The organism is Ruegeria sp. O5, from assembly GCF_056535105.1.
In genome coordinates, this window is the sequence record NZ_JBQERN010000009.1 from 15921 (window position 1) to 32321 (window position 16401).

A 16401-nucleotide genomic window follows, 5' to 3' on the forward strand; every position below is an offset into this window, starting at 1 on the left:
CCGTCAGTAAAAGCTTTGTGGATCGATATCGACGGTCAGGCGGATATCGCCTTTCAGGCGTAACGGGGCAATCCAACGGGCGATAGCATCCTGGATTGGTGCGCCCTTGGGTGCCTTGACCAACAGGCGGACACGGTGACGTCCGCGAATACGGGCAATCGGCGCCGGGGCGGGGCCAAACACCTGTGCACCGATCTGGCGCAATGGACCGTCGTTGCGCGCCATGGCATTGCCGATGTCAAAGACCGGGCCGACCTCGGGGCCCGACAACACGATCCCCGCCATACGTCCATAAGGCGGCACACCGGCCGCTTGCCGACCGGCGGCCTCGGCCTTCCAAAAGCCCTCTTCGTCACCCGACAGAATCGCCCGGATCACCGGGTGTTCCGGCTGGAAAGTCTGTAACAGCGCCTGCCCCGGTTTTTCAGCCCGACCGGCACGCCCCGCAACCTGCCGCATCAACTGAAATGTTCGCTCGGCAGCCCTCAGGTCTGCGCCATGCAGACTTAGATCCGCGTCGATCACCCCCACCAATGTCAGCTTGGGAAAGTTGTGCCCCTTGGCCACCAGCTGCGTTCCGACAACGATATCGGCATCCCCGGCCGCAATCTCTTCGATCTTGGCCTTTAGTGCGCGGGCTGAGCCGAAAAGATCAGAACTTAGCATGGCAATTTTGGCCTCGGGGAAAGTCACCTCGGCCTCTTCGGCCAAACGCTCAATGCCCGGCCCCACCGGAGCCAGCTTGCCCTCGACCCCGCAGGAAGGACAGATCTCGGGCATCGGCTTGGTCTCGCCGCATTGGTGGCACATCAGGCGCTTCAGGAATCTGTGTTCGACCATGCGCGCGTCGCAATGGTCACAAGCGATCTGTTCCCCGCAGGCGCGGCACAGGGTTACAGGAGCATATCCCCGACGATTGATGAACAAAAGCGACTGCTCGCCTTTCTCGATCCGCTGCTGCACCGCTTGCCGCAAAGTCGGAGATATCCACGTTCCGGCCTGCATCTGTTCGGCCCGCATGTCGATGGGCTTCATCTCGGGCAACACTGCCGCGCCGAAGCGCGAAGTCAGGTCGATCCGATCATATTTACCTGCCTCAGCATTTGCCCAGCTTTCCAGCGAGGGGGTTGCGCTTGCCAGAATCACCCGCGCGCCGCAGATGGCCGACCGCAGGACCGCCATGTCGCGCGCGCTGTAATGCACCCCGTCTTCCTGCTTGTACGAGGTGTCGTGTTCCTCGTCGACCACGACCAGCCCCAGATCGCGATATGGCAGAAACAGGGCTGACCGCGCGCCAACAACCAGTTGAGCTTCCCCCTGCCCGACCATCCGCCAGACTCGCCTGCGTTCAGTCATGGTCGCGCCCGAATGCCACTCGGCAGGGCGCGCGCCAAACCGCGCCTCAACCCGTGTCAGGAATTCTGCGGTCAGCGCAATTTCAGGCAAAAGGACAAGCGCCTGCCGCCCCATGCGCAGCGCTTCGGCCACGGCCTCCAGATAGACTTCTGTCTTGCCGGAACCCGTCACGCCTTTCAGCAGCGTCGTGCCGTAATTCCCCGTCCGTTGCCCGGCGCGAAGCTGCGCAACCGCACTTGCCTGATCTTCGGTCAGGTCCTTTCCCGGCAAATCGGGATCAAGATGCGGATACGGCAGGTCGCGCGGGCTGTCTTCTTCACGAACCGCGCCTTGCTTGACCAAGCCTTTGACAACGGACGAAGTTACCCCTGCCTGTTCCGCCAGTTCCTTTAACGTGAATGCCAACCCGCCATAGTCGCGCAACACGTCAAGTACACGGGTTCTGGCGTCGGTCATCCGGTCTGGCAGGGTGGCTCCCAAACGATAGATCTTGCGCATGGACGGCGGGTCACCCAGCCCCGGCGCGCGGGTCGCCAGCCGCAGCATCGCGGGCATCGGTGTCAGGGTATAGTCGGCAACCTTGCCGAGGAATGCCCGCATTTCCTCGCGCATCGGTGCAACTTCCAGCAGACGGATCACCGATCGCGCCTTGTTCAGATCGAAACCGCCCTGCCCCGGCCCCCAGACCACGCCCAACACCTTGCGCGGACCAAGTGGCACCTCGACAAACGCACCCAGAAAGCATCCTCCTTCCGGCGCTTTGTAATCCAACGTCCGGTCCAGCGGTTGCGTTGTCAGCACCGCAATCAGCTCTCCCTCGTCGAAAAATCCGTTAGCGCTCACAGCATATCCTTTGCAGGGGGTTCCAGCATGGCTCTCTTTGAGGTAAAGCCATCCGCGACCAAGGCCAACCCATCAAAGGACTGCCCTCATGAAATTCTTCGTAGACACTGCCGAGATCGACGCCATTGCTGAACTGAACGATCTGGGCATGGTGGACGGCGTGACCACCAACCCCTCGCTGATCCTGAAATCGGGCCGCGACATTCTGGAAGTGACAAAGGAGATCTGCGATCTGGTCGACGGTCCCGTTTCCGCCGAAGTTGTCGCCACCGAAGCTGACGACATGATCGCCGAAGGCCGCAAGCTGGCCAAGATTGCCCCGAATATCGCCGTGAAGGTTCCGTTGACATGGGCCGGTCTGAAAACCTGCAAGACGCTCAGCGACGAAGGGCAGATGGTCAACGTCACCCTGTGCTTTTCGACCAATCAGGCGATTCTGGCTGCAAAAGCAGGTGCGACCTTCATTTCGCCCTTCATCGGCCGTCTGGACGATATCAACCTGGATGGCATGGATCTGATCGCCGACATCCGTCAGGTCTATGACAATTACGGATTCGAAACCGAAATTCTGGCTGCTTCGATCCGCACCGTGAACCACGTCACCGAAAGTGCCCGCATTGGTGCGGACGTCATCACCGCGCCGCCAGCCGTAATCAAGAAACTGGCCGATCACCCGCTGACCGACAAAGGTCTGGAAACCTTTCTGGCAGACTGGGCCAAAACCGGTCAGAAAATCCTCTGATCTGGTGTGCAACCGCGCGGCGCTATCAGGCGCCGCGCCCGGCCCAACGGCCCAATGCCTGATCTGTGATCAGGCGTGGCAGGCGGGAGCCTATCCGCCACAGCATCCGGGGAAATCCACTCTTGCGTGCATTTTTCCCAAGGCAAATCCGGTTCGGCATGCTATAACCCGCCCAACAAAAAAAGACCGGACAGGACATGAGCAGCAATCCCAAACTCGAGGATAATCTCCGCGCGGCAATTCTGGCCGAGCCCGACGTCGTTCTGGACGACAAGGACCTGATGCAAGCCCTTGTGGCCGCGAACGAACGCGCCCGGGGTGATAATGTGATCGATCTGCGCGGCATTGCCATGCAGCGGCTCGAGGCGCGGCTGGACCGGTTGGAAGATACCCACCGCTCGGTCATCGCTGCGGCCTATGAAAACCTTGCAGGCACCAATCAGGTACACCGCGCGATTTTGCGCTTGCTGGAACCCGTCGAATTCGAGGATTTCCTGCGTGCCCTTGGCGCCGATGTCGCAAATATCCTGCGGGTTGACCATATCACGCTGGTTCTGGAAACCACCGTGGCTCAGAACGATCCTGCCATCGACAGGCTTGGAGGCGTTCTGACGATCGCAGAGCCCGGCTTCATCAACCAATACCTGACCAATGGTCGCGGCGGCCCTGTCCGCGACGTGACCTTGCGCGAAACTCATCAGCCGAACCGACGTGTTTTCGGCGCGCTGGCGGATCAGTTGCGCTCGGAAGCCTGCCTGAAGCTGGACCTCGGTCCGGGTCGCCTGCCGGGCATGATCGTCATGGGGGCCCGTGATCCGCGGCATTTCACACCGCAACTCGGCACCGATCTTCTCACCTTCTTTTCCGGCGTATTCGAACGCTCGATGCGCCACTGGCTGTCGTGAACCTTATCTCACCTGCTTGCCGCGACGCGCTCCAGCACTGGCTGGACACTCTGGGCGCGCTGGCGGGGCGGTCCCAGAACACCCAGACCGCCTATCGCGGCGATGTCACCGAGTTTTTGTCTTTCATGACCCTTCATCACGGGGAACGACAAGGGTTGAAGGCGCTGGAACGGATCACCGTCTCGGACATGCGCGCCTGGATGGCAGATCAGCGCAGCGGGGATATCGGCGCGCGATCCCTTGCGCGCAAACTGTCCGCCGTCAAAAGCTTCTATCGTTGGCTGGCCGAGCGAGAGGGATTTGAACCCACCGCCGTTCTGTCGACCCGCGCGCCCAAATTCACCAAGAAACTGCCCCGCCCTCTGGCCGAAGACGCCGCGCTCGCCATGATTGACACGGTCGAGCTGCAATCTGTGTCCGACTGGGTCGCGGCCCGTGATGTTGCGGTTGTCACGCTGCTCTATGGATGCGGCCTGCGGATATCCGAGGCCTTGTCCCTGACCGGTGCAGACGCGCCCCTGCCCGAGACATTGCGCATTGTCGGGAAGGGCGACAAGGAACGGATCGTTCCGGTTCTTCCAGCCGCCCGAGACGCGGTTGACCGGTATCTGCAACTTTGCCCCCACCCGCAAGCGAAGAACGCCGCCCTATTCCGGGGCGCCCGTGGCGGTCCGCTGAACCCGCGCGCGATTCAGGGCGTCATGGCCAAGGCGCGTATGCAACTGGGGCTGCCTTCAACCGCCACGCCTCATGCCATGCGACACAGCTTTGCCACCCATCTGCTGTCCGCCGGAGGAGATCTGCGAGCCATTCAGGAACTGTTGGGACACGCCTCATTGTCAACCACACAGACCTATACCGCCGTGGATACCGCACGGCTGATGGAGGTCTACAACCGTGCGCATCCAAAGGCGTGACCGACACATCGAACAGAAACCTCGGGCTTTTGGTTTGCATCTCTGGCGTGCATCGGTCATGACCCTAGCATGACACTCAGATTCAAAGCTCTTGCCGTACATCTCTTCACTGCCACTGGTGCTGTTTTCGCAATGCTGGCCATGCTGGCCGCCGTGGAAGAGAAATGGAGCCTCATGTACCTTTGGCTGGTTGTATCCTTCATTGTCGATGGCATCGACGGCCCGTTGGCGCGGCACTATCACGTCAAGAAAAACGCACCCGAGTTTGACGGCGTCTTGCTGGATCTGATCATCGATTATCTGACCTATGTGTTCATCCCAGCCTTTGCGCTGTTCAAATCCGGATTGATGGATGGATGGACCGGCTGGTTCGCAATCATCGTCATCACCTTTGCCAGCGCGATGTATTTCGCGGACACCCGGATGAAAACAAAGGACAATTCCTTTTCCGGCTTTCCCGGATGCTGGAACATGTTCGTTGTCGTGATCTTCGCACTGGAGCCCAATTTCTGGATCATCCTGCTGCTGGTCACGCTGCTGTCGCTTGCGATGTTTCTACCTTTGAAATTCGTTCACCCCGTGCGCACCGAGCGTTGGCGCAGTCTGACCTTGCCGGTCGCCCTTGCCTGGACGTTCTTTGCGGGCTGGGCCGCATGGGTCGATTTTCATCCCGAAAGCTGGGCCCACTGGGGTCTGGTCATCGCCAGCCTGTACCTGACATTTGCGGGTATCGCACAACAGGTTGTTCCGCAGCGCCGTACCTGACACGAGCGCTGCCGGACCGGATTTAAAGAACGTCCTGAACCTCAAATTCAGTACCGTTATGGGTAAAGACGTCGCCTGCTTGCAGGCCCGCCATGGCTAGGTAGATCGGGCTTTGTGTCGAGATCCCCATATATGTATCTCCACCCACCTCGAACCGGGTCGTCGAAACGCAGACGACAAAGCTGCGGTTGTTGAACCTGATCACCGATCCCGGCCTGACTGTATCTGTCAGACCAAAATCGGTATTCTCAATCACATCGATTTTGGCATGATGCGCATGAACAGGCGCGTCAAATGCAGCTGCCAGATCGGCATTTTCGCGCGATGCGGCTATGTCATCCTTGTCGTGGCCTTCCCGGTCATCCAGTTGGGCATCCTTCAGAAATGCATCGTAATGGGCCTGCGCCGTTGCAAGCTCCTCTGCCTCAAGCGACATCAACCGGTCGATAATGGCCTTCTTCTGGGCTGCGCGATCTTTTTCGGTGCTCATTCAATGCGATCCTTCAAATTCAGCAACTGATATAAGTTGTGCTTCCCAGAACCGGATTGCAACCGAATTTCGAGGCTCAGATCAAAAGACCCGCCGCCCGTTCATGCCGTAGCAGTGCAACCTTTGTCTCGATCCCGCCGCACCCCGAAAACCCGCCCAGCCCATTGGCAGCCAGCACCCGGTGGCAGGGAATAATAACGGGAATCGGGTTTGCCCCACAGGCCTGACCGACCGGTTGCGCCGGTTGTCCCAGCGCCTTGGCGATATCCCCGTAGGTGCGCGTTTCCCCAAGAGGAATGGCATACATAAGATCACAGACCCGCCTTTGAAACTGCGATCCATGGATGCGGTAGGGCAGATCGAAGCGGTCAAGTCGTCCAGCGTCATAGGCCATCAGCTGCGCCGCCGCCTCGCGCAGCAGAGCTGTTGGTTCGCCGTCGTCCTGACCGTCCCAGACCAGCCGCGTGAGGGCACCATCCGTTTCCTCGATCCCAAGTCTTCCGAACTGAGTATCAACTGCAATCATCGCCATGGGCTGACGGTTTCAGATCAATCCTCCAAGTTCAAGTGGCGAAGCCATGGGGCTGCGCGACGCGCGGATTTTGCGAGTTGCGGCAATCATGTTAGCCTAGCCGCATTGTCAAAAAGAGATTTGGAGCATGAGATGGGTCGTCATTTGATCCTGACGGTTCACGGAATTGGCGAACAAATACCCGGTGAGACCGTCGATCAGGTCGTCGGGGCCGCGACAACCTGGCTGGATGGCAATCCCGAACCCCCGATTGAGGTTCAGCGTGGGATGATCGAGCTGGCCGAAACAACCTTCGACGGCACCCCCCGAAGCGCGAAACTGTTCCCGGTCAACCTGCGCAAGGTGACGAAACCGTCAGTACCGCAGGACGAGGCCATGTTTGCCGAGGTTTTCTGGGCCGACCGCTCACCCGCCCCGAAAGGAGCCATTAAGACAGCATTGGACCTGATCTGGGTTGTTCTTGCGCTGGGTTATCTGGCCATGGACAATGCCGAACAAACGCATAGCCGCGCGGATGTGGCCTCGGACCAAGCCAACGGCAGGAACACTTTTCCCGCGCGGCTGGTTCACCTTTTTACTTGGGTTTTCTTCGGCGCAGTTGCGACCCTGAATGCCTATCTTCTGATCGGTGCCATAGCCGTTATGGTTGATCGCGTTCCCGGGATCTTCTTTCAAAGCACGATCCTGCTGTTCTGGCTCTTGTTCACGCTTTACGCCGGAGGGGCCGCATACGGACTAAGGCGCAGCTTTGCAGCCCCGACTTATCTAAGACGCGTATTCTGGCGCGGCATTTTCGGGATAGGGTTTTTGCTGCTGATCTGCCTGATCATTGGTCCGCTTGGTCTGGAAATCCGAGCCTGCACACCCTTGCCGGACAGCCCGGTTTGCCCTTCGGCGCTAGAGCAGTTTGTGGCCTTTCAGGTCTACCTGCTCGCGTTTTTCTGGGCTTCGCTGATCTTCATGACAATCATTTTGTACGTGCTTTCTGCGACCAGCCTTGATGAAAAGGTTCAGGCAGACAATCTGAAAGAACACAGGCGGCTGTACCCCAGCATATGTGCAGGCATGTTGGTGTTCTGGATGTTCTTTATATCCGGGTTGTGGCTAATGCTGCGGGAAATGCTCGACACGGTTCCGGGGCTGTCAGATGGAAAACTGACCGGTCTTTTTGACAATTTCCTCAGTGACTCCATCGAAACACTCAGTGTTGCCTTCGCGGCAATTGTCCTGCTTGCGTTTGTCGGTGTTGGCCTGTTTGCCGGTCGCAGAGGGCTGAAGGCAAACCTGCATATCCGCGACGGGCTGATCAGCCGCGCCATCCTCAATCGTTTTGCACAATGGGTCTTTTTGTTCGGTGCAATCGTACTGGCGATGGTCACTATCCGAGAAATCGCGTTGAGCCAGCACGTCGATCCCCTGTGTCAGATCGGAACGGACAATTGCAACCTGATTGGCCGGGTTTTGAACAAACTGGCAAGCAAACAGGGCGAGATTGGCCTGATCGTCCTGGGTGCAACAGCATTGATGTACCGCTTTTCCGATTTCGTCGCAGCAGGGCTGGGTGTGGCACGGGACATTGTCACCTATGCCATTCGCGACAAGTGTTTACTGAAAGCGGACCTGAAAACGAGGCTGCGCAATTATCCGGATCGCAAGGCGATTGATGAACGATTTTATCGTGCACTGCATTATGTGGTGGATATCTTTGCCGCGGACCACATCACGGTGATCTCACATTCACAAGGCACCGTGATTGCCACGCAAATGCTGGCTGATCCACGCGTGCAAAAGCTTATCAACGGGCGCAACGTGACGCTGATTACGATGGGCTGTCCTGTGACCCATATTTATCAGCGCTATTTTCCCGAGATGTTCACAGTCGTTCCCAAAAACCTGAACGCCGCATGGTTCAACATCTTCAGGCAGGATGACTTTGTAGGGACCGAGATTGAAGGCGGGCTGATTTCCGCAAACCGCAACATTCCGGTCGAGCCCGGTGGTCACACCGGATATTTCACGGATTATCAGGTTTGGAAGGCCCTGAAGGACTCAGCTATAGGCTTTGACCTGTTTAATCCGACACCGCAGTCCGCGCAGACGTGAAACGAAAAACGCCCCCTCGAAGGATCGAGAGGGCGGTTTCAATCAGCTTAGCGCCTCATCGCAGCGTCGGCAAACTCCGACATGGGCGTGGCGGCCCACGTCAGGAAGGATTTTCCAACAGCGCTGACATTTCTCGCCTTCGGCCTTCTCGAACACGACGGCAATGCCTTCGATTTCGGGTACGCGGAATGCTTCGGCCGGGGCCGGGTCGCCGGTCACGGTCAGGCCTGACGTGATGCACAGATCGTCCACGTCAAAGGTCGCCAGCAGATCAAGGGTTTCACTGTCCTCAACATGCACAATCGGTGCCGCCTCGAGGCTGGAGCCGATCACCTTGTCCTGCCGCTGGATCTCAAGCGCAGCTGTCACTGCACGGCGTACACGGCGCACTTTGGCAACGGCCTCTTCCAGTTCGGCGAAACGCCAATCCGCAGGCGTTTCCGGGAAGTCGACCAAGTGGACCGAGCTATCGTCGCCCGGAAAGCGCTCCAGCCAGACCTCTTCCATGGTGAAAACCAGAACCGGCGCCAGCCACGTGGTCAGGCGATGGAACAGGATATCCAACACCGTCCGCGCAGCACGACGGCGCGGCGTGTCGCCGTCACAATAAAGAGCATCCTTGCGGACGTCGAAGTAGAAGGACGACAGGTCAACCGTGGCAAAGGTGAAGACCGCGCTGAATACGCCCTGGAAATCGAAAGACGCATAGCCCTTGCGAACCTGCTCATCCAGATCGGCCAGCCGGCTGAGCACCCAGCGTTCCAGGCGCGGCATATCTTCGGGCGCAACGCGATCGGCCTCGGTGAAATCCGTCAGCGAGCCCAGCATAAACCGCATGGTGTTGCGCAGACGGCGATAGCTGTCGGCGGTGCCTTTCAGGATCTCCGGCCCGATCCGCTGATCGGCGGTATAGTCGGTCTGTGCCACCCACAGACGCAGGATATCGGCGCCGTATTGCTTGACGACCTCTTCCGGTACGATGGTGTTACCCAGCGACTTGGACATCTTGTTGCCCTTGGCATCCAGCGTGAAGCCGTGGGTGACGACGTTCCGATATGGCGCACGGCCCTTGGTGCCGCAAGCCTGCAGCATGGACGAATGGAACCAACCACGGTGCTGGTCGGTGCCTTCCATGTAGACGTCGGCGATACCGTCCTCGGTCCCATCTTCGCGGTCGCGCAAAACAAAGGCGTGAGTGGATCCAGAATCGAACCACACATCCAGCACGTCAAACACCTGATCGTAGTCATCGGGGTTGGCGATGCCGTCGAGAATTTTCTCTTTGAACCCGTCGGTGTACCAGATATCCGCGCCGTCTTTCTCAAACGCCGCCTTGATGCGCGCGTTGAGCTCGGCGTTGCGCAGCAGGTAATCCGCGTCGGTTGGCAAGGCACCTTTCTTGGTGAAACAGGTAAGCGGCACGCCCCAGGCACGCTGGCGCGAGAGAACCCAGTCCGGACGCGCTTCGATCATCGAATAGAGGCGGTTACGACCGGTCTGCGGCGTCCACTTCACCAACTCGTCGATCGAGCGCAGCGCACGTTCGCGGATGCTGTCGCCCATCTCACCCATGCCGTCATCCAGCTTGCGGTCAACGGATGCAAACCACTGCGGCGTGTTGCGGTAGATGATCGGAGCCTTGGAGCGCCACGAATGCGGATAACTGTGCTTGATCTTGCCACGCGCCAGCAGCCCGCCGACCTCGGCCAACTTGTCGATGACAGCTTTGTTCGCGTCACCCTCACCACCCTTGCGGGACAGGATGTATTTGCCACCAAAGAACGGCAGATCGGTGCGGAACGAACCATCATCCATCACGTTATAGGTGATGACCTGCTCCAACATGCCCAAATCGCGGTAGAGTTCGAATTCCTCCATACCATGTGACGGTGCACAGTGGACGAAACCGGTGCCTTCGGTATCGGTCACGAAGTCAGCCGCGCGGAAGTCGCGGATATCGTCCCATTCGCCATTGCCACCTTCGGCACCGGCCAGCGGGTGGGTCAGTTGAACACCTTCAAGTTCATCGGTGGCGACACCGCGTACACGGGTCCACTGATCGTCGTTCAGACGGGCACGACCCAACACATCTGCGGCCAGATTGTCAGCCAGCAGGAATCTGTCACCCACATTAGACCAGCATTCCTCAGGCGCGCCGGTGACTTCGTACAGGCCGTAAGAGATGTCTTTGCCATACACGACCGCCTTGTTCGACGGCATTGTCCAAGGAGTGGTGGTCCAGATTACGACGAACGCATCATCCAGATCACCCGCGTTCACGACCTTGAACTTCACCCAGATGGTAAAGCTTTCCTTGTCGTGATACTCGACCTCGGCCTCGGCCAGCGCAGTTTTTTCGATGGGCGACCACATCACGGGCTTGGAACCCTGATAGAGCGTGCCGTTCATCAGGAATTTCATGAACTCGTCGGCGATCACGGCCTCGGCATGGAAGTCCATGGTGATGTAGGGATCAGGCCAGTTGCCGGTGATGCCCAGACGTTTGAACTCTTCCCGCTGGATGTCGATCCAGCCTTCGGCGAACTTGCGGCATTCCTGACGGAAGTCGACGATGTTCACCTCGTCCTTGTTCTTGCCCTTCTTGCGGTACTGTTCTTCGATCTTCCATTCGATCGGCAGGCCGTGGCAGTCCCAACCGGGCACGTAACGCGCGTCAAAGCCCATCATCTGATGAGAGCGCACGATCATGTCCTTGATCGTCTTGTTCAGTGCGTGGCCGATATGCAGGTGGCCGTTCGCATAGGGGGGGCCGTCGTGCAGAGTAAAGGGTTTGCGCCCCGTTTTCTCGCGCAGGCGGTCATAGACACCGATGGTCTCCCACCGCTCCAGCCATGCGGGTTCGCGTGCAGGCAGGCCCGCGCGCATGGGAAAATCGGTTTTGGGCAGGTTCAGCGTGTCTTTATAGTCAGGCGTTTGGGTCGTGTCGGCGCACATTTTGAGCGTCCTTTGGATGATCTGGTCGTACTAGGATCGAAGCGGTCGGTGCGAATTCTCAAACACCTTTGCCCGGCGTCTCAGAGGGTCAGAGCGCCGGGGATATAATTCGAATAATGATGGCCGTCCGGTCATACATGGCCGCGCTTATAAGACGCCTGCCTTCAATGGTCCAGAGGTTCCGGCCCATGCGGCGAATGGCGCAGCTTGGCCCAGCGATTCAACCATGCCAGACCGGCCAGCCCAAGCCCCAGCGCCAGCAGTGAGAACACGCGGATCAGCCCGCCCAGACCGGCAATATCGATCAGAAAGACCTTGGCCACCGCCAGCCCGATCACCACCAACCCCGCCTTGCGCATCGCATCCGAACCACGTGCCAGAGATTGGTAGAACAGCGCCGCCCCGACCAGCAGCAGAACAAGGGTATATGTATAAAGCTCGGGCTGCGTGACGCCGTTGCCTTCAAACATGCCTGCTGCGCCCTGCCAGAAATGGCGGATGGTCAACCCGAACCACACGGCAACCAACGCACCCGCAATGGCATAGCTTGCCAGCCTGATCTGCTTTGGCATGTCCCTGATCCGCCATGCCGAGAATCCGATGGTCAGTGCAGGCACCAGATAGGCAAGGACAAGAGTGTTCAGAACCGGTGGGCCAAGCACCGGGTCGGCGTTGGGGTTCAGAAGCGGGTTTTGGTCGGTCAAAGCCAGGGTCAGTCGGAACACGCCATGACCGGCAAAGAACGCCGCCAACACGTACCGTGCATAATTCAGTTTGCCACCCAGCCCAAACCTCTGAACCTGAGCGAAGGCCAGCAGCAGCCAGATGACCGCCAGCAGGCCAAGACCCCAATGGCTGTTGTCGGCCCCGCCTTCTCCGAAACCTTCAAGCCACCGCAGTAGCAACAGGGACAGCAGGATGCCGCCCGTCGCCCATGCCGCGCTTTCCAGCAACAGTGCTGCAACCGGCCGCTGCAAGGGACGCAACAGCCACCAGCCAGCCACGAAACCCAACGTGGCCGCACCATAGACCATCGCCATTTCGGGCACCGGGGCCGCATTGGCCCAGTCCAGACCCGGGTCAAGCACCAAGCGCACCGTGACCGTAAAGACACCGGCCCAGATAAACCAACTCATCTGCGGCAAGGTGAACCTGCGATCCAAGGCTGCTGCTGCGACGATGCTGGCCACCAGCGCAATCGTCAGCGCGGCCGAGCTGAGCACGATGACGCAAGCAAAGACCAGACAGGACAGCGCCGATAACGTGGCCAGAGCAGCCCGCATCCGGTCATCGCCATCGGCGCGACCAAAACGCCCGGCCAGAACCACCATCAGAACTGCCAGGACAATCGCGTGCAGGGCCCAAGCGTACGCACCGATAACCGTGGCAGGATGCCAGCCCATTTCCAAAGCGATAGCCAGCGCGGGTGCAAAAACTACAGCGCCCCCGGCCCAGATTGCACGATACTGGTTTGCCCTGAATGACCGCCATGCCATCAAAATCGACATAAACGCGCCCAAAGCAACCAGCGCGGTGGCCGCCCTCGGAAAGTCGGCCTCGGGCGTCTCGGCATAAGTGTCGGTGAAACTGCGCAGAACTACTCCGTATTCCAGGCCGTGAGAGGCCACAAAAAACACAAGGCCCGCCGCAGGCAGGACGGTCAGATCCTGTAACGCAGGCGCATCCTTGGCCCACAATAGCAGCGCCAGAAGCAGGGCGGACAGCAGGCAGACACCCAACCAGAATTCAGCCGCTGAGTCTGCCCAATGCCAGGACAGGATTGCTGTGCTGGCCGCAATCGCTCCGGCGGCGAGCCGAGTTGGAAACTCGGGCCACGGGCGGGTTCCGGGGGTGCGGATCACCTGAGACATCATGCACCCTGCATGATCGGGCCAAACGCGCCGCACCGGAATGGCCGTCGCCAGAAGTGCGAGCACTGTTGTCGCGACCAGATATCCCGGTTCCGTATTCGGAGCGCCACTGACCAAAAGCAGGTTTGCCGCATATACCCCGACCAACGTCAGAACCGAAATCCACGCCCAGCGCCGCACCGTGTCGATTCCCAGCCCCAAAACGGCAACCAAAAGAAAATAGGCATAGAGCCACGATGGATCGTCAGATGCGCCTCCAACCAGAAAGGGTGCTGCAAAAGCTCCGATCAGTCCAACCGCAGCCAGCAGCGGGCCGTGGAACCACCCCAGAACAAGCCCAACAAGCGCGATGACAACCATTCCTGCCAAGGCCGTCTCGGCCCCGATCAGGCCATAAAGCTGCCGCGCAGACAGGATGGCGCCGAACAAGGTAACAAGGCCGGCCCCGGAAAAGACCGATGGCAAATAGGCAGTGGCCACCGCTTCGTCATCCCCGAACCTGCGGCGCAGAACCTCACCCCCGATAATCAAAACCGAGCCGAAGCCAAGCGCGGCAAAAACGCGGGCCGCCGGAGGTAACAATCCGTTCTCAACGCCATATTGCACGAGGAAAATACCGGCCAATGCCAGCGACAGTGCTGAGACCGCATAAAACCAGTTCTCACGCAGCCACGCGCCCAGCGCGGCAAACCTGTCATGGCGAAATACAATTGCAGGCGTAGCGGCGTCGGTGTCTACATCTTCGGCGCTTTCGTCTTCCTGTCGCTTTGGCGCGTCCCACGGCCCCGGGCTGTGAACCTGTTCCTCTGCCATAGGTTGCGGTGCAGGTGCATCCTGTTCCGGTTGCAGCGATGCAAGCGCATCGCCCGACACCAACGCATTGATCTGCGCTTCCAGTTGTTCGACCCGGCGACGCAATCGGGAATGCCCGACCAGAAGTGCAATCAATGTCACCGGGATGGCCAAAACAACCAGGCCAATAAGAACAAGCAACGTTTCCAACCGAGTCTCTCCGATCCGTAATTTCGGCCAAGCTATCTTGTGCTGTCGGTCAGCAACAGTCAGGAAAGCCGTGACAAAGTCTAAAGTACCGAAATCGCCGGACGGGCGATCATCAGCCACAGGATAGTCAAAACCGCCAGAAACGCCGGAACCCCGCAGGCGAACCAGAACCGAAACAAGCGGTGATACTCCGGTGGCAGTTGCGTTCCCCGCTCTGCCGCCATTCGCGCGTGGTCGCGCAACCGGATTTGAACCCAAACCACCGGCAACCAGAAAAAGCCCGTCAAAACATAAAGCACCAGAGACAACACGATCCAACCTTCACCCAAAGACCACCCGATCTGCCAGGCAAGCAGCGCTCCGGTCACTGGTTGCAGGATGACAGCAGTCGTGGTGAACAGAAGGTCGGCAAGCACCACGATACCCGCCGTATGGGCGATGACGCGCGGGTCGTTTGTCCGGTGCGCCATCAGCATGAAAAAGGCGATCCCTGCCCCTGTTCCCAGCAGCACACATGCACCGATGACATGCAGCCATCGCAAGATCAGTTCAGGGTCCATCATCGGCTCTCAAACAAGGGCAACGCCACAAGCGACAGGATCATCGCGGGCAGGATTTTCACCAGCGGCCCCAGCGGGTCCAACCACAAGTCCGGCATCGTGACCGAAGCGGCAATCAGGTAGAATATGGCCACAGTCAACTGCGCCATACATGCCCGCGCCGCCCATCGGCGCCACAGGATGGCCAGACCAAGTGCTATGTCGATCAGGGACCAGAACACAACGCTGGTCACCGCCAAGGCGGATGACCACCCCGCTTCGACCAGCATACCAGAAGCCGTAGACAAACCCGCCAGCCCAAACAGGCCCGACAGCAACCAGAACAGGCTGAGTGTTGCAACGATCAGCGGCATCAACAGCGTCATCCGCGCGGTCAACCGATGCTCGCGCGCGCAAGGCAGCATGGCATAAACCTCAGGCAAGGCGGCATTTCCGCGCCCGGCCGCTGCACGATAGGGGCCAGGGTCGCCGATCACGCCATCCGCCATGACCGTCATCGCCGTGCTGCGCAGCGGAGACCGCCAACCCAACAGGGCCAGACAATCCGCCATGGCCGCAACGGCTTTTGTCAGGACAGGCGGCAGGACCAGATGGAAGCGCGCAGCGGGAAACCCCAGCCACTGCCGCGTGCAGCGCACCACGTCCGACAAACTATGCGGGGTATCCTCGACCAGATCGTAATTACCCTGCGGCAGACGACCGGCAACGGCAGCAATCACGACGTCACACAGATCGGGCATCCCGATGCATTGAACGGGTGTATCGGGGTAAGCCAGCGGTTGAATAAAAGGAACAGACGCCAGCATTCGAAGCAACGCCGTTCCCCCATAATCCGTTTGCCCGATAACAAGCCCTGGCTTTAGAATCCAAAGTGTTACGCCCGATGCGCGCAAAGCGGCATCTCCGCGTGCCTTGCTGCACAGGAAATGCGTGCTGGCGTCCGGCTCTGCTCCGATGGCCGAAATCTGAACAATGCTTATGCCACCTTCCGCGCAGGCCCCTGCAAGGGCTGCGACCGCCATATGGTGCACCGCTTCAAGGTTGTCCTGCGCGTTATCCTGCAAAGCCCCTGCGCAATTCACCACGACATCGACGTCGGCCAGCAGGTCCTGCCAATCGTCCTTGTGCAACAGATCGCGCATATCGCCCTGTTTCAGCAAAACCCCCGGCAGGACCTTTGCCCCTTGAGCAAGATTGCGCCCCATGCCCTGAACCGTGGCACCTGCGGCCGACAATGCCCGCGTGACGGCGGTGCCGATGAACCCATAAGCACCCAGAACCAATACGTTCTTTCCAGAAAGCTCGTGATCTGCCATCGTCCTTTGCACCTGTTTTGCGCCACTCTACCTATCCGGGAAGT

At 59.2% G+C, this 16401-nt stretch carries 12 protein-coding genes; 5 read left to right on the forward strand and 7 right to left on the reverse strand.

Translation table 11 applies throughout. From position 1 onward, the window contains the following. Window positions 1–3: 3 nt before the first annotated feature. Window positions 4–2199, reverse strand: coding sequence for a primosomal protein N' (locus ACR0M3_RS12505; RefSeq protein WP_480911072.1), 2196 nt, complete (start codon window positions 2197–2199; stop codon window positions 4–6). An 88-nt stretch (window positions 2200–2287) separates the two neighbouring features. Here ACR0M3_RS12505 and fsa point away from each other — a divergent pair, with 88 nt between their 5' ends. From fsa to ACR0M3_RS12525, 4 genes are all read left to right on the forward strand, one after another. Further along, a complete protein-coding gene (gene fsa / locus ACR0M3_RS12510) occupies window positions 2288–2941 on the forward strand; it encodes a fructose-6-phosphate aldolase (protein ID WP_209505487.1) in 654 nt (217 codons plus the stop codon). Window positions 2942–3138: 197 nt separating this feature from the next. Next, window positions 3139–3846 (forward strand): DUF484 family protein, encoded by a 708-nt coding sequence (locus ACR0M3_RS12515; protein WP_480483979.1) that lies wholly within the window; start codon window positions 3139–3141, stop codon window positions 3844–3846. Further along, a complete protein-coding gene (locus tag ACR0M3_RS12520) occupies window positions 3843–4763 on the forward strand; it encodes a tyrosine recombinase XerC (RefSeq protein ID WP_480911075.1) in 921 nt (306 codons plus the stop codon). Before ACR0M3_RS12515 ends, ACR0M3_RS12520 begins: the two co-directional genes overlap by 4 nt. A gap of 69 nt (window positions 4764–4832) precedes the next feature. Next, on the forward strand, window positions 4833–5528 hold the full coding sequence (locus ACR0M3_RS12525) for a CDP-alcohol phosphatidyltransferase family protein (RefSeq protein WP_480483981.1): 696 nt from the start codon (window positions 4833–4835) through the stop codon (window positions 5526–5528). Between the two features lie 22 nt (window positions 5529–5550). Here the strand turns inward: ACR0M3_RS12525 and ACR0M3_RS12530 are convergent, their stop codons facing one another. Next, a complete protein-coding gene (locus ACR0M3_RS12530; RefSeq protein ID WP_267364127.1) occupies window positions 5551–6018 on the reverse strand; it encodes a hypothetical protein in 468 nt (155 codons plus the stop codon). Window positions 6019–6094: 76 nt separating this feature from the next. Continuing rightward, window positions 6095–6550 carry a methylated-DNA--[protein]-cysteine S-methyltransferase gene (locus ACR0M3_RS12535; RefSeq protein ID WP_480507054.1) on the reverse strand — a complete coding sequence of 152 codons (456 nt, stop codon included), beginning with the start codon at window positions 6548–6550 and terminating at the stop codon, window positions 6095–6097. 132 nt (window positions 6551–6682) lie between these two features. Between ACR0M3_RS12535 and ACR0M3_RS12540 the strand changes: the two genes are divergently transcribed. Further along, window positions 6683–8653, forward strand: a complete 1971-nt coding sequence (locus tag ACR0M3_RS12540) for a hypothetical protein (RefSeq protein ID WP_480507055.1) — start codon at window positions 6683–6685, stop codon at window positions 8651–8653. Window positions 8654–8695: 42 nt separating this feature from the next. Here the strand turns inward: ACR0M3_RS12540 and ileS are convergent, their stop codons facing one another. The 4 genes from ileS to ACR0M3_RS12560 form a co-directional block, all read right to left on the reverse strand. Beyond that, a complete protein-coding gene (gene ileS / locus ACR0M3_RS12545; protein WP_480911078.1) occupies window positions 8696–11608 on the reverse strand; it encodes an isoleucine--tRNA ligase in 2913 nt (970 codons plus the stop codon). Window positions 11609–11772: 164 nt separating this feature from the next. Further along, window positions 11773–14481 carry a DUF2339 domain-containing protein gene (locus ACR0M3_RS12550; protein WP_480870774.1) on the reverse strand — a complete coding sequence of 903 codons (2709 nt, stop codon included), beginning with the start codon at window positions 14479–14481 and terminating at the stop codon, window positions 11773–11775. Between the two features lie 80 nt (window positions 14482–14561). Beyond that, window positions 14562–15041 (reverse strand): DUF2269 family protein, encoded by a 480-nt coding sequence (locus tag ACR0M3_RS12555; protein ID WP_480546341.1) that lies wholly within the window; start codon window positions 15039–15041, stop codon window positions 14562–14564. Then, window positions 15041–16357, reverse strand: a complete 1317-nt coding sequence (locus ACR0M3_RS12560; protein ID WP_480538590.1) for an SDR family oxidoreductase — start codon at window positions 16355–16357, stop codon at window positions 15041–15043. The genes ACR0M3_RS12555 and ACR0M3_RS12560 overlap by 1 nt, the downstream gene beginning before the upstream one ends. Window positions 16358–16401 lie beyond the last annotated feature (44 nt).